The sequence below is a fragment of the Streptomyces sp. NPDC058375 genome (genome assembly GCF_042723425.1).
Lineage (GTDB): Bacteria > Actinomycetota > Actinomycetes > Streptomycetales > Streptomycetaceae > Streptomyces > Streptomyces durocortorensis.
Genome location: NZ_JBHXJG010000213.1, coordinates 1 through 12,659, shown reverse-complemented (window position 1 = coordinate 12,659; position 12,659 = coordinate 1). Strand labels below are relative to the sequence as shown.

Here is a 12,659-nt window from a genome sequence, read left to right as displayed (position 1 = left end):
TCTTCTGCGTGCTCCCGGCGCCGGCGAGGCGGGCTCCCGACCGGGGCCGGGAGCCGCTGCCCGTCAGGGCGTGAGGGGCGGGCGGGGGCCCTGGGGGTCGTCGCCGGGCCCGCCGGGCGCCTGGGGGTCCTCCTCGCGGATGACCTCGCCCTGGACGACCTTTCCGTCCGGCCGGTGCATCCTGGCCTGCTGGAAAGCGTCCGAGAGGCTGCCCGGCGTCGCGGCCCGCATCCGGCTCTCCAGCGAGCGCTCCGCGTACCGGCCGATCATGGTGCGCACCGGCGGCACCAGCAGGATGAGACCGGCCGCGTCCGAGATCAGGCCGGGGATCAGGAGCAGCAGTCCGCCCAGCATCAGCAGTCCGTTGCCCCGGGAGCCCTTGCCGCCCGCGGGGCCGGCCGGTGGCGTGGCGGGGGCACCGGGCTGTCCCGGCATCTGCTGGAGGGTCTCGGTCAGGTTCTTGAAGGCGCGCCGGCCGGCGCTCTTGATGACCACGGCGCCGAGCACGGCTCCGGCCACCAGGATCAGCAGGACGGTGAGGCCGCCCGCGGCCGAGGCGACCAGGGTCAGGAGCCAGATCTCCAGCACCAGCCAGGCGGCCAGGGCCAGCGGCAGGAATCTACGGGCGCGCGAGCGCCGGGGACGGGTCGGGGGCGGAGTGCCGGTCGTCATGCCCCCAGTGTGCCCGTACCGGCGTGCAAGCGGCGTAAGGGGGTGATCATGAAGTGGGCCGGCCCGCCCCGGCCGGCCGGTCCGGGAGCGTCAGAGGGCCTTGCGGCCCAGGACCTTGTTGGCGCGGGAGGTGATGCCCCATCCGGTGACCCGCCACAGCGCCTCGACGAGGATGTCCCGGCTCATCTTCGAGTCGCCGATCTCCCGGTCGACGAAGGTGATGGGGACCTCGACCACGTGATAGCCCGCCTCGACAGCGCGGCGGGCGAGGTCCACCTGGAAGCAGTAGCCCTGCGAGGCGACCTCGCCCAGTCCGAGGCCGTTCAGCGTCTCGGTGCGGAAGGCGCGGTAGCCGCCGGTGACGTCCCGGACGGAGAGGCCGAGGGCGAGCCGGGAGTAGAGGCTGCCGCCGCGCGAGATGACCTCGCGGCTCCTGGGCCAGTTGACCACGCGGCCACCCGGCACCCAGCGGGAGCCGAGGACCAGGTCGGCGCCCTTGAGCGCGGTGAGCAGCCGGGGCAGCTCCTCGGGCTGGTGGGAGCCGTCGGCGTCCATCTCGACGAGGACGCCGTAGCCGTGCTCGGAGCCCCAGGCGAAGCCGGCGAGGTAGGCGGCGCCGAGCCCTTCCTTGCCCTTGCGGTGCAGGACGTGGACCTGGTCGTCGGCCGCCGCGATCTCGTCGGCGGCCTTGCCGGTGCCGTCGGGGCTGTTGTCGTCGGCCACCAGGATGTCGGCGTCCGGGACGGCGGTGCGCACCCGGTCGACGATCGGCTTGATGTTCTCGACCTCGTTGTAGGTCGGAATGATCACCAGAACCTTGCCGAGCGGGCCGAACTGCCTCTGACCGCCGTCTTTCACTACTGCCCCTTAGAGTCCGTACACAGGGGGACACCATATCCAGCACACCGGCCGGCGGGACGCGCCCCCACGGTGGAACTGCGGATCGGGGCCCGGCGCCCTTCGGGCCGACCTGGGACCCGCTGGCTGCGGGTCGACCGAAAGCCGTTGTCTACTGAACGTCCGGGCCCCACCCGGGTCGCACCCTCCGTCCGGCTGAACCCTTCCCTCGCCCCCGAGGCGCGGGCGCTGAACCTGGCTGTCAGCGGTGGTGCGCCGGTGCGGCACACCGCCTCATGACCCAGCGGCGTTCGACGACTGCGTGGAGGTTTAACCGGTCGGACGTCCTGTGGTGGACCCGGCCGAACCTACCGGCCCGTGGGCGCTTTCTGTCAACAGCCGTGCGACCTGCGACTTTTTCTGAAATGGCCTGGTCAGTGCCGAAGGGGTGCAGGTCGTGAACCGGTGATCGGGCCATCGATCGGCGGTACGAAATGTCCTGACATCACTCGTTCGGTCGCACGTAGACCGTTTGCCCGAGGACCACGGTCCGCAGGCAGACGGGAAGGTCGGCCCCGGGGGTGAGATCCGGCAGGCCGGGCGTCCCGGACCGGGGGTCGGTGGACCAGCGGGCGACCCGGTCGTCGGGGGCCTGGACCAGGAGTTCGGCGGTGCGCCAGACGGCGTAGTCGGCCGGGGCGCCGGGCACCAGGAGACCCGCGTCGTCGCGGCCGATGGCGCGCCAGCCGCCCCGGGTGTGGGCGGTGAAGGCGGCGCGGACCGAGACGCGGTGCTCCGGGGTGCGGTGGTGGGCGGCGGCCCGCACGGCGCCCCAGGGGTCGAGCGGCGTGACCGGGCTGTCGGAGCCGAAGGCGAGCGGCACACCGGCGCGCAGCAGCGCGGCGTACGGGTTGAGAGTGGCGGCCCGCTCCGCGCCGAGGCGCTCGGCGTACATCCCCTCCGGGCCGCCCCAGGCGGCGTCGAAGGCGGGCTGGACGGAGGCGGTGAGGCCCAGCTCCGCGAAGGCGGCGATCGTCTCGGGGGTGAGCATCTCGGCGTGTTCGACGCGGTGCCGGGCGGCCCGGATCCGGTCGAGGCCGAGCGTGGAGGCGGCGGCCCTGACCCCGTCCACCACGGCGGAGACCGCCGCGTCCCCGATGGCGTGGAAGCCCGCCTGGAGGCCCGCCTCGGTGCAGGCGGTGACGTGGGCGGCGATCCGGGCGGCGTCCAGGTGGGCGGTGCCGGTGTGCGGGGCGTCCGCGTAGGGCTGGTGCAGGCAGGCGGTGTGCGAGCCGAGGGAGCCGTCGACGAAGAGGTCGCCGGCCGCGCCGATCGCGCCGAGTTCGCGGATGCGACGGGCGTCCTTCTCGTCCGCGACCTCCTCGGCCCACAGGCCGAAGACGCGCGGTCCCGGCCGTTCGGCGGCGAGCGCGAGGAGGGCGGTGAAGTCCTCCTCGTCGGAGATCTCGGGCCCGGCGCACTCGTGGACGCTGCCGATGCCGAGGGAGGCGGCGTGGTCGAGGGCGGCACGCTGGGCGGCGGCCCGCTGGGCGGCCGGGAGCGCGTCGTGGGCGGCGGCCCGTACCGCGTGGTGGGCGTCGCCGGTCAGCGGCCCGTCCGGGTGGTACCCGCTCATCGCGGTGACTCCGGGGACGAGGTCCAGCAGGGCCGTCGTGACGACCGCGGAGTGCACGTCGATGCGCGGCAGGTAGAGGGCCCGGCCGCCGGCCGCCTCGTCGAGCTCGGCGCGCGAGGGGTGGCGCCGCTCGGGCCAGCGGGCGGCGTCCCAGCCGTGCCCGAGCAGGACGTCCCCGGGGGCGCGGCCGTGGCCGAACGCGCGGACGAGGCCGAGCGCATCGGACAGGGTGCGGGCGCCGGAGAGGTCGAGTCCGGTCAGGGCCAGGCCGGTGGCGGTGGTGTGCACATGGGCGTCGGTGAACGCCGGGGTGACCAGGGCGCCTTCGAGGTCGACGACCTCGTCCACACCGCTCGCGAAGGCGTCGGCGGCCCCCTCGGACCCCACCCAGGCGACATGCCCGCGTTCGACGACCATCGCGGTGGCGAACGGGTCGGCGGGGCTGTGGACGTCTCCGCCGCGCAGCAGCACGGTGCGGTGGTCGGGGGCGCTCTGGGGGGCGGTGCTCTGGCTCATGGGACCAGTCTCGCGCCTGCCGGGGGCCGCCCGGACCGCGCCCCCCTCCCGAGTGGCCGGACCCGGGGTTGCGGGCTTCAGATCCGCGGGGGCCGGGCCTCGTACGGGGTGGAGAGAACGACGGTGGTGCGGGTGGAGACGCCGGCGAGCGTACGGATCCGGGTGAGCAGGTGTTCCAGCTCCAGCGGGGTCGCCACCCGCACCTTGAGGATGTAGTTCTCGTCCCCGGCGACGCTGTGGCAGGCCTCCAGTTCGGGCACCCCGGCGAGCCGCTCGGCGATGTCGTCGGGTGCGCTCGGGTCGAACGGTTTCACCGAGATGAACGCGGTGAGGGGCAGCCCGACGGCCTCGGGGTCGACGACCGCGGCATAGCCGCGGATCACCCCGCGCTGCTCCAGCCTGCGGACACGCTGATGAACCGCCGAGGTGGACAGGCCCGTGGCCTTGCCCAGGTCGGTGTAGCTCATCCGCCCGTCCTTGACGAGCAACTCAACGATCTGACGGTCCAGCTCCTCCATGCGGATCAACCTATGGCCCCGGGCACCGCTCGGCACAGTCGCGGGGGGTCACGGAACGGCACCTGCGGGCGGCATGTGACGAACGCCACAGGGTTGCGGGTCGGTAGCGGGCCGCCTGGCGGTTACCGGCCATGCGCGACGGGAAGTGCTTGCTGTGGTCGAGGCCGTGGCGCCTTGTCGGCCCACCCGAGGGGGGAATTTCCATGCAGAGCCTGAAGCTCACCGGACGTACCGAACCGGAGCCTGTCGATCCGGACGACGACGGCTTCGACGCGTACGACATGTTCGAAATGGTCCGGGTGATCTGCCCGGACTGCGCCCAGCCCATCGCGCTGCTGGCCGACGAGGACGTCCTGCCGGAGCACGCCCGGTGCCCCACGCCGTGGAACCCCTTCGTCCTCACCGTCTGCGCCGGAACCGGCCGCGGCGCGGGCGAGGCCCGGCCCGCGGACGCGACGCTGGAACTCCAGGAGCAGGAGGCCGGGATGCTGCTGACGCTGCCCCAGGGCCTCGACTGGCGGATGCAGCCCTTCTCGCACGCCGGAGGACCCGGCTCCCGTCCGCTGCGCGTGCCGCGGACGCTGCGCGAGGCCGCCTGACCCGCACCCCGTACGCCCTGCCCAGCACCACGACGGCCGGCCGCCGTGGTGCCGCGGCTCCCACGCCCGCCGGTCGCCGTCACCGGACGCGGGCCCCCGCGAACGAGCGCTCGAATCGGCGGGGCAGTGACGCCGGCCCGCCCTGCCGCGTTGGCCCCGTATGACCACGCTGCATTCTCCAGTCGGTTCGGGTCGCCGCCGGCTCGCCGCACCCGCCTCCGAAGAATCGGTTCCGCAGCCGGGAACGCCCGCCCAGCCGCTGCCCCGCTCCACGGGGACCTCACCGATGGGCGCACCCGTGGATCCGCCGATCTACAGCGCGCTGCTCAGACAGTGGGAGAGCACGGGCCGGACCCTGCCGGGCCGCCGCGACCCGGAGTGGGTCCAGGCCGCGGCGCTGCCGGCGTGGTCGGAGGGGCCGCTGCGGTTCAGCGCGTCTCGGGCCCCGCGAGGTGGCGCGCGATGACCATGCGCTGGATCTGATTGGTGCCCTCCACGATCTGGAGCACCTTCGCCTCGCGCATCAGTCGCTCGACCGGGAAGTCGAGCGTGTAGCCGTAGCCGCCGAGCACCTGGACGGCGTCGGTGGTCACACGCATGGCCGCGTCCGTGCAGAACAGCTTCGCCATGGCGGCCTGCCGGGAGAACGGCTCCCCCGCGTCGCGCAGCCGCGCCGCCTCCAGATACAGCGCCCGGCCGGCCTCGATCTGGGTGGCCATGTCGGCGAGCATGAACCGCAGCCCCTGGAAGTCCGCGATGGGGCGGCCGAACTGGCGCCGGTCGGTGGCGTAGCGGACGGCCTCGTCCAGGGCGGCCTGGGCGACCCCGATCGCGCAGGCGGCGATGCCGAGGCGGCCGGAGTCGAGCGCGGACAGGGCGATGGCGAAGCCCTGGCCCTCCTCGCCGATGAGCCGGTCGTCGGCGACCCGTACGCCGTCGAAGTGGAGCTGGGCCGTGGGCGAGCCCTTCATCCCCATCTTCTTCTCGGGGAGAGCGGCGTTCAGGCCCTCGGCGTCGCCGGGGACGAGGAAGGCCGTGATGCCGCGGGGGCCCTCGACGCCGGTACGGGCCAGCACCGTGCAGAAGTCCGCGACGCCGCCGTGGGTGATCCACGCCTTGGTCCCGGTGATGACCCACTCGTCCCCGTCCCGCACGGCCTTGGTCCGCAGCGAGGCGGCGTCGGAGCCGGAGGCGGGCTCGGAGAGGCAGTAGGCGCCCAGCAGGCCGCCGGAGAGCATCGCCGGGAGGTGTGCGGCCTGCTGCTCGTCGGTGCCGTATCCGGCGAGCGCGTGGCAGGCGAGGGAGTGGACGCTGACGCCGAGTCCCACGGTGAGCCGGGCGGCGGCCAGTTCCTCCAGGACCTGGAGGTAGACCTCGTAGGGCTGGTCACCGCCGCCGTGGTCGCAACCGTACGGGAGTCCGAGCAGTCCGGACTCGGACAGGAGGGTGAAGACCTCGCGGGGGAAGACGCCCGCTTCCTCCTCCTCGGCCGCCCGGGGAGCGATCTCCTTCGACACGATGTCGCGGACGAGCGCGACGAGCTGCCGGGACTCCTCGGTGGGCAGACGGCGTTCCACCGGCTGCGGGGCACGGTCGGACATGACGGCGCTCTCCTCCCTGTCGGGCGTTGCGGCGGTCGCGCGCTCGGGGTGTGAGAGGCGCCGCCGGGTGATCTCCCGGAAGAGACCCGGGAAAAACAGACTGCCCGGCCGATCCTGCCCTCCCGGGTCACGGGGGGCGCGGTCATCGGCTGTGGCGGGTTGAGTATGCCCGATCGGACGCCTTCCGTCACGGGGGCAACGGGCAGGTCGGAGGCGTGAAGAGGCCCTGAACGATCAGTGAATTGGTCCGAACCATTGACCCAACTGGTCTAGTCCTTCTACGGTTCCCCCCAACGCTAACCGCGTTCATGTCAAACCGGGCGCAGTCGCCCGGAGTTCGGCCAGCACCCCCCACGCACCAGCCCTCCCCCACGAGGAGCCACGATGCTCAAGCTGCACCGTCCCCGCGCCCGGCTCCGGGCGCTCGCCGCGGCCGCCTGTACGGCGGCCCTCGGCGCCACTCTGCTCGGCGTCGCGGGCATGTCCCCGGCCGGCGCGACCCCCGCCGCGCAGCCGGCCGCCGCCACCGCGAAGGAGGCCGCCCCCACGGCCGCCGCGGGCGACAAGGTGATCGGTTACTTCACCAACTGGGGTACGTACGACCGCGATTACCACGTCAAGAACATCGAGACGTCGGGTTCCGCGGACAAGCTGACCCATATCAACTACGCCTTCGGCAACGTGACCGGCGGCAAGTGCCAGATCGGCGACTCCTACGCCGACTACGAGAAGGCCTACACCGCCGAGGAGTCGGTCGACGGGGTCGCGGACGCCTGGGACCAGGAACTGCGCGGCAACTTCAACCAGTTGCGCAAGCTGAAGAAGCTCCACCCCGACCTCAAGGTCCTCTGGTCCTTCGGCGGCTGGAGCTGGTCCGGCGGCTTCGGCGAAGCGGCACAGAACCCCGCCGCGTTCGCGAAGTCCTGCTACGACCTGGTGGAGGACCCCCGCTGGGCCGATGTCTTCGACGGCATCGACATCGACTGGGAGTACCCCAACGCCTGCGGTCTCACGTGTGACACCAGCGGCCGCGACGCGTACGGCAATCTGCTGGGCGAGCTGCGCAAGGCCTTCGGGAACGACAACCTGATCACCTCGGCGATCACGGCGGACGGCTCGGACGGCGGCAAGATCGACGCGGTGGACTACGCGGGGGCGGCCGAGCACCTCGACTGGTACCTGCCGATGACGTACGACTTCTTCGGCGCGTTCGCGGCGCAGGGCCCGACGGCCCCGCACTCCCCGCTGACCTCCTACCCGGGCATCCCGGCGGAGGGCTTCAACTCCGACGCCGCGATCTCCAAGCTGAAGTCGCTGGGCATCCCCTCGGAGAAGCTGCTGCTGGGCATCGGCTTCTACGGCCGCGGCTGGACCGGCGTCACGCAGTCCGAGCCGGGCGGCAGCGCGACGGGCGCCGCGCCGGGCACGTACGAGGCGGGCATCGAGGACTACAAGGTCCTCAAGGACAGCTGCCCGGCCACGGGCAAGGTCGCGGGCACGGCGTACGCGCACTGCGGGAACAACTGGTGGAGCTACGACACCCCGGAGACCATCGGCACCAAGATGACCTACAAGAACGAGCAGGGCCTGGGCGGCACGTTCTTCTGGGAGCTGAGCGGTGACACGGGCAACGGTGAGCTGATCAAGGCGATCGGCTGACCGACCGCGACGGCGGTGGGGGCGGGCGGGTCACCCGCCCCCGCCGCCGTTTCCGGCCGTTACAGCAGGCCGAGCTGGGTGACGAGCATCGCGAACACGACCACGAAGGCCCAGCCGGCGATGTGCTCCATCAGCTTCGAGCCGTCCCCGGGGCCGCCGGTGCGGGCACGGCGGGCGTGGTGGGCGTTTCCTGCGGCGGTGGTCGCGGTCATGGCGTCTCGCTCTTCGTACGGCGTGGGTTGGGGCCCCGTCCCCTGATGACCCGACCAGCGTGCCAGCGCCCCGGCCCGTACAGAACGAGATCCCGGTCACGGCCCGGTGCCGCCCGAGCGGCCGGGGGCCCGCCGCTCCCCCGGTACGGCACGGAAATCGGGCGGGGGCCGGTGGTGCGGGCCGGAGCGCGCTGTGGGCGATGCCACACCCCTTGAGGTTTCAGGCGGGGTCCGTGCGGTCGGTGCGGTCCGCGTGCCAGAGGTGGATCCCGGTGCCCGGCCCGCGCTCGGAGAACCGGCCCGCCGGGGCGGCGGCCGCCAGGAGCCGCCGCAGATCCTCCTCGAAGGCGTCGCGGCGCCCGCCGAACAGGTGCGGGGCCGAGGACGACATCGAGAAGGCCCACGCGACCACGTCGTCAACCGTCCGCTCCAGCGCCTGCCCGCCGGGCACGACGAGCCGCTCGGGCCCGCGGAACCCCGCCCGGGCCAGCACCCGCGCCTCGCCCCCGCGCGTGCCCTGCGGGAGGACGCCCCGCCCGGCCCGCCGCACCGGCCCCAGGTACTCCTTGACCAGGTCGCCCACCGCCTCGTACGGCACCGCCGGATACGGCAGGCCCTCGACGGTCCGGACCTCCCCCTTCAGGTCCGACACGTGCACCAGGGCCCCGCCGGGCCGGAGCATGTCCCGTACCAGCCCCGCCACCCGCTCCTGGTCCATCCAGTGGAAGGACTGGCCGAACACGGCGACCGTGAACGTCCCCAGCCGCGCGGGCAGTTCCTCGGCCCGGGCCCGTACCCACCGGGTCCGGTCGGTCAGCCCCCGGGCGGCCGCGTCGCGCTCGCCCTCAGCGACCATCTCCCCGTCCGGGTCCACCCCGACGACCTCGTCGAACAGGTGGGCCAACTCCAGGGCCAGGGTGCCCGGTCCGCAGCCCACGTCGATGAGGCGTCCCGTGCCGTCGAGCTCCAGGGCCCCGGCGAGCGCGTCCGCCAGCCCGGGGGCGTAGGGCAGTCGGCCGCGCCGGTAGTAGCCCGCCGTCCCCGCGAACAGCAGGTCGTCCCACTGCCAGGCATCCGCCATGTCCACCCGCCCTCCTCCGGGGCGCAGCCGGCGGAAATGCCGATGATCACCGCAGGGGGCGAGCGGCAGACTGGGCCCATGAACGCATCGGACCCCAAGGATATTCTCCGCCGCTACCTCCAGAACGCCCGCGACGCCCTCCTGTGGAAGCTCGAAGGGCTCTCGGAGTACGACATCCGCCGCCCGCTCACCCCCACGGGCACCAACCTGCTGGGCCTGGTCAAGCATGTGGCGAGCGTCGAACTCGGCTACCTCGGCGACACCTTCGGACGGCCGTCCGGCGAGTCGCTGCCCTGGGTCGCCGAGGGCGCCGAGGCGAACGCCGACATGTGGGCCACCGCCGACGAGTCGCGCGAGCAGATCGTCGGCCTCTACCGCCGGGCGTGGGCGCACGCGGACGCGACGCTGGACGCGCTGGAGCTGGACACGGTCGGCAGGGTGCCGTGGTGGCCGGCCGGCCGCGACGACGTGACGCTGCTCCACGCCGTCGTCCGCGTGACCGGCGATACGCACCGGCACGCCGGGCACGCGGACATCCTGCGCGAACTCATCGACGGCGTCGTCGGGATGAACCGGGACAACGACGCCGTACCGCCGGGCGACGCGGCGTACTGGGAAGGCCACCGGGAACGGTTGGAGCAGGCCGCGCTGGACGCCGGGGGGAAGCACGGGGGCTGAGGCGGCTGAGGCCGTCCCGGCGCATGACTGGGGCCTCCGGGATGGGGGCGGGTCCTCCGGTAGGGGGCCGGGCCCTTCGGTACGGGGGCGGGCCCTCCGGTACGGGGACTGGGCCCGCCGGTACGGGGCTGGCCCTCCGGTACGGAGACGGACCCCGGTACGGAGACGGACCCTCCGGTACGGGACTGGGCCCTCCGGTGCCGCGGCTGGGCCCACCGGTTCCGACGCCGGTGCCGGGCTGTTTTCCCGATCCGGACATGTGCGGGAACTTTTTCGGCCACCCGGCCGACTACTGCCCCATGGGAAGAGACCGCGGCGCCGTCCCCCGGGGCGGGCCCCCCGCCGAGCCCCGCGCAGGGGCTGGCTACCTTGTGTCCATGCGTGCACCGGGCGGCTTGCCGAGGCGAGCGGCCAGGGGCCTGCTCTGCGGCTCGGCGTGCCTGTCCCTCGGTGCCGCGAGCCATGTCGCGGCCGGTGGACGGCTGCCCGGCGCGGGGGTGCTCGCGCTCCTGTTCCTCGCCCTGACCGTGCAGGGCGCCCTGCTGTTCGGCGGGCGGCTGTCCGGCGGGCGGCGGCGCTTCGACGCCGTGGTGCTGGTGCTCGGCGGGACGCAGTTCGCCCTGCACCACGCGTTCCACCTCCTCCCGGCCCCCGGCGAGAACCCGCACCCCGCGACGGCGTCCGGGCACGGGCAGCACATGCCCGCCGGGCACGCCATGGACGCGGGCGCCGGGCATGCCATGGGCGCCGGGATGACCCTGGCCCACGCGGCGGCCACGTTCGGGTCGGCGCTCTGCGTGCTGTACGGGGAGCGGGTGCTGCGACGCCTCGGGGCGCTGCTCACCCCCCTCGTCGCGCTCCGGCCCGCCCCGGCGCTCCCCTGCCCGCCCCGGGCTCACCCCGTGCCGCCGGTGGTGGTGCGGATCCGGATCGGGGCGCTCCTCGCCCGGTCCCGATCCCGGCGCGGGCCGCCTGCGGTGGCCCCGGCCTGACCTCCTCCCCACCCTGCCCCGACGCCGGAAGCGACCGGCGTCCGCCAGGCATGCGCGCGGGAGCCGTCGGGCGCGCGTCCGCCACCGTCTGCCCTCCGAGGAGCATCCATGTCCCCCAGAACCGAAGAAATACCGCAACACGACCACGATCCGACCGACACCCCCGCGGCCGGCCCGGCCTCCGGGGGTCCCGGCACCCCGACGCGCAGCACGGCCCGCTCCTGGGCGGAGGTGCGGCATCTCCTGGTCCGGCTGCACTTCTACGCCGGTGTGCTCGTCGCCCCCTTCCTGCTGGTGGCCGCGCTGACCGGGCTGGCCTACACGCTGACGCCCCAGCTCGACCGGCTGGTGTACGGCGACCAGCTCCGGGTCGAGCGGGTCGGGGACGAGGTGCGTCCGCTGTCCGAGCAGATCGCGGCCGCCCGGACGGCGCACCCCGAAGGCACGCTGGCCTCGGTGATCACTGCGCCGGGCCCCGAGGACACCACCCGGGTCGTGCTCGCGGTGCCGGAGCTGGGCGAGAACCAGCGCACGGTGTTCGTCGACCCGTACACCGCTGAGGTGCGGGGCGAGTTGACGACCTGGTTCGGGTCGACGCCGCTCACCACCTGGCTCGACGACCTGCACCGCAATCTCCACCTCGGCGAGACCGGCCGGCTGTACTCCGAGGTCGCCGCGAGCTGGCTGTGGGTGGCCGTCGCGGGCGGCCTCGTCCTGTGGCTCGGGCGCAGCCGGGGCAGGCGCGCCAGGTCGGCGCGGGGCGTGCTGCTTCCGGACCGTACGGCCAAAGGGGTACGGCGGACGCGCGGTTGGCACGCGGCGACCGGGGTGTGGCTGGCGCTGGGGCTGTTGTTCCTGAGCGCCACGGGCCTCACCTGGTCGAGTTACGGCGGCGAGCGCTTCGGCCGGCTGCTGGACGCGGCGAACGGCAACGCCCCGGCTCTGGACACGGCGCTCCCGGGCGCGGAGGCCCCCACCGAGGACCACTCGGAGCATGCCGGGCACGGCGGTTCCGGCGGAGCGACGGCCGACGCCGACCCGGCCGACTTCGACGCGGCCCTGAAGGCGGCACGGGGCGCGGGACTCGGCGGGATCGTGGAGGTGACGCCTCCGGCGGACGCGGCGAGCGCGTGGGTCGTGGCGCAGACCGACAACACCTGGCCGGTGCATTACGACCGGGTGGCCGTGGACACCGGGAGCGGCGAGATCACCTCCCGCACCCGCTGGGCCGATCACCCGGCCCTGAACAAGCTCAGCAAGCTGGGGGTGCAGGGGCACATGGGCGTGCTGTTCGGGGTGGCCAACCAGATCGTGCTGGCGCTCCTCGCGCTCGGGCTGACCGCGGTGATCGTCTGGGGTTACCGCATGTGGTGGCAGCGGCGGCCCACCCGGGCGGACCGGCCGGCGAAGGTCGGCAGGGCCCCGGAGCGCGGGGCGTGGCGACGGATCCCGCTGCCGGTCCTCGTCCTGGGCATCCCGACCGTGGCCGCCCTGGGCTGGGCGCTGCCGGTCCTGGGGGTGACCCTGGCCGGGTTCCTGGTGGTCGACGCGGTGGTGGGGGCGGTGCGTCGACGACGTACCGCCTGACGTGCTGGGCGGGGTGGGGCGTCTGCCGGCGCCGCCACCCCGCCGGCATCCGGCCCCGTGGGAGTCAGGGG

General features: G+C 73.9%; 12 protein-coding genes. 5 read left to right on the top strand and 7 right to left on the bottom strand.

Annotation, left to right across the window (positions count from 1 at the left end; genetic code table 11):
* Positions 1 to 63: 63 nt before the first annotated feature.
* The 4 genes from fxsA to ACFWM7_RS27100 form a co-directional block, all read right to left on the bottom strand.
* A complete protein-coding gene (gene fxsA, locus ACFWM7_RS27115) occupies positions 64 to 672 on the bottom strand; it encodes an FxsA family membrane protein (protein WP_383265117.1) in 609 nt (202 codons plus the stop codon).
* 90 nt (positions 673 to 762) lie between these two features.
* Positions 763 to 1,530, bottom strand: coding sequence for a polyprenol monophosphomannose synthase (locus tag ACFWM7_RS27110; RefSeq protein ID WP_383265114.1), 768 nt, complete (start codon positions 1,528 to 1,530; stop codon positions 763 to 765).
* A 484-nt stretch (positions 1,531 to 2,014) separates the two neighbouring features.
* Positions 2,015 to 3,661 carry an amidohydrolase gene (locus tag ACFWM7_RS27105; protein WP_383265111.1) on the bottom strand — a complete coding sequence of 549 codons (1,647 nt, stop codon included), beginning with the start codon at positions 3,659 to 3,661 and terminating at the stop codon, positions 2,015 to 2,017.
* A gap of 77 nt (positions 3,662 to 3,738) precedes the next feature.
* Entirely contained in the window at positions 3,739 to 4,179 is a 441-nt protein-coding gene (locus ACFWM7_RS27100) for an Lrp/AsnC family transcriptional regulator (protein WP_010057405.1), read from the bottom strand.
* A gap of 203 nt (positions 4,180 to 4,382) precedes the next feature.
* On the opposite strand from ACFWM7_RS27100, the gene ACFWM7_RS27095 reads away from it, so the two are divergent.
* A complete protein-coding gene (locus tag ACFWM7_RS27095; protein WP_383265109.1) occupies positions 4,383 to 4,778 on the top strand; it encodes a hypothetical protein in 396 nt (131 codons plus the stop codon).
* A 428-nt stretch (positions 4,779 to 5,206) separates the two neighbouring features.
* On the opposite strand, the gene ACFWM7_RS27090 is transcribed toward ACFWM7_RS27095, so the two are convergent.
* The gene (locus ACFWM7_RS27090) at positions 5,207 to 6,379 is read right to left on the bottom strand and encodes an acyl-CoA dehydrogenase family protein (RefSeq protein WP_383265106.1); all 1,173 of its coding nucleotides are present in this window, start codon (positions 6,377 to 6,379) and stop codon (positions 5,207 to 5,209) included.
* 384 nt (positions 6,380 to 6,763) lie between these two features.
* On the opposite strand from ACFWM7_RS27090, the gene ACFWM7_RS27085 reads away from it, so the two are divergent.
* Positions 6,764 to 8,038 carry a glycoside hydrolase family 18 protein gene (locus ACFWM7_RS27085; protein ID WP_383265104.1) on the top strand — a complete coding sequence of 425 codons (1,275 nt, stop codon included), beginning with the start codon at positions 6,764 to 6,766 and terminating at the stop codon, positions 8,036 to 8,038.
* 59 nt (positions 8,039 to 8,097) lie between these two features.
* Here the strand turns inward: ACFWM7_RS27085 and ACFWM7_RS27080 are convergent, their stop codons facing one another.
* Together ACFWM7_RS27080 and ACFWM7_RS27075 are read right to left on the bottom strand one after the other, a co-directional pair.
* Positions 8,098 to 8,250 carry an SCO1431 family membrane protein gene (locus ACFWM7_RS27080; RefSeq protein WP_107406087.1) on the bottom strand — a complete coding sequence of 51 codons (153 nt, stop codon included), beginning with the start codon at positions 8,248 to 8,250 and terminating at the stop codon, positions 8,098 to 8,100.
* 220 nt (positions 8,251 to 8,470) lie between these two features.
* Entirely contained in the window at positions 8,471 to 9,331 is an 861-nt protein-coding gene (locus tag ACFWM7_RS27075) for a class I SAM-dependent methyltransferase (protein WP_383265120.1), read from the bottom strand.
* Between the two features lie 78 nt (positions 9,332 to 9,409).
* Between ACFWM7_RS27075 and ACFWM7_RS27070 the strand changes: the two genes are divergently transcribed.
* The 3 genes from ACFWM7_RS27070 to ACFWM7_RS27060 all read left to right on the top strand — a co-directional run bounded on the left by ACFWM7_RS27070 (position 9,410) and on the right by ACFWM7_RS27060 (position 12,588).
* Positions 9,410 to 10,009, top strand: coding sequence for a DinB family protein (locus ACFWM7_RS27070; protein ID WP_383265102.1), 600 nt, complete (start codon positions 9,410 to 9,412; stop codon positions 10,007 to 10,009).
* A 377-nt stretch (positions 10,010 to 10,386) separates the two neighbouring features.
* Positions 10,387 to 11,001 (top strand): hypothetical protein, encoded by a 615-nt coding sequence (locus ACFWM7_RS27065; RefSeq protein ID WP_383265100.1) that lies wholly within the window; start codon positions 10,387 to 10,389, stop codon positions 10,999 to 11,001.
* Between the two features lie 108 nt (positions 11,002 to 11,109).
* Complete coding sequence (locus ACFWM7_RS27060) at positions 11,110 to 12,588, top strand: PepSY-associated TM helix domain-containing protein (protein ID WP_383265098.1); 1,479 nt, start codon at positions 11,110 to 11,112, stop codon at positions 12,586 to 12,588.
* Positions 12,589 to 12,659 lie beyond the last annotated feature (71 nt).

Excerpts from the sequence above, each read along its gene's own strand:
- ACFWM7_RS27105 (WP_383265111.1), bottom strand. The coding sequence starts at position 3,661 with ATGAGCCAGAGCACCGCCCCCCAGAGCGCCCCCGACCACCGCACCGTG.
- ACFWM7_RS27060 (WP_383265098.1), top strand. The coding sequence starts at position 11,110 with ATGTCCCCCAGAACCGAAGAAATACCGCAACACGACCACGATCCGACC.
- ACFWM7_RS27095 (WP_383265109.1), top strand. The coding sequence starts at position 4,383 with ATGCAGAGCCTGAAGCTCACCGGACGTACCGAACCGGAGCCTGTCGAT.
- ACFWM7_RS27100 (WP_010057405.1), bottom strand. The coding sequence starts at position 4,179 with ATGGAGGAGCTGGACCGTCAGATCGTTGAGTTGCTCGTCAAGGACGGG.
- ACFWM7_RS27075 (WP_383265120.1), bottom strand. The coding sequence starts at position 9,331 with ATGGCGGATGCCTGGCAGTGGGACGACCTGCTGTTCGCGGGGACGGCG.
- ACFWM7_RS27070 (WP_383265102.1), top strand. The coding sequence starts at position 9,410 with ATGAACGCATCGGACCCCAAGGATATTCTCCGCCGCTACCTCCAGAAC.
- fxsA (WP_383265117.1), bottom strand. The coding sequence starts at position 672 with ATGACGACCGGCACTCCGCCCCCGACCCGTCCCCGGCGCTCGCGCGCC.
- ACFWM7_RS27080 (WP_107406087.1), bottom strand. The coding sequence starts at position 8,250 with ATGACCGCGACCACCGCCGCAGGAAACGCCCACCACGCCCGCCGTGCC.
- ACFWM7_RS27085 (WP_383265104.1), top strand. The coding sequence starts at position 6,764 with ATGCTCAAGCTGCACCGTCCCCGCGCCCGGCTCCGGGCGCTCGCCGCG.
- ACFWM7_RS27090 (WP_383265106.1), bottom strand. The coding sequence starts at position 6,379 with ATGTCCGACCGTGCCCCGCAGCCGGTGGAACGCCGTCTGCCCACCGAG.
- ACFWM7_RS27065 (WP_383265100.1), top strand. The coding sequence starts at position 10,387 with ATGCGTGCACCGGGCGGCTTGCCGAGGCGAGCGGCCAGGGGCCTGCTC.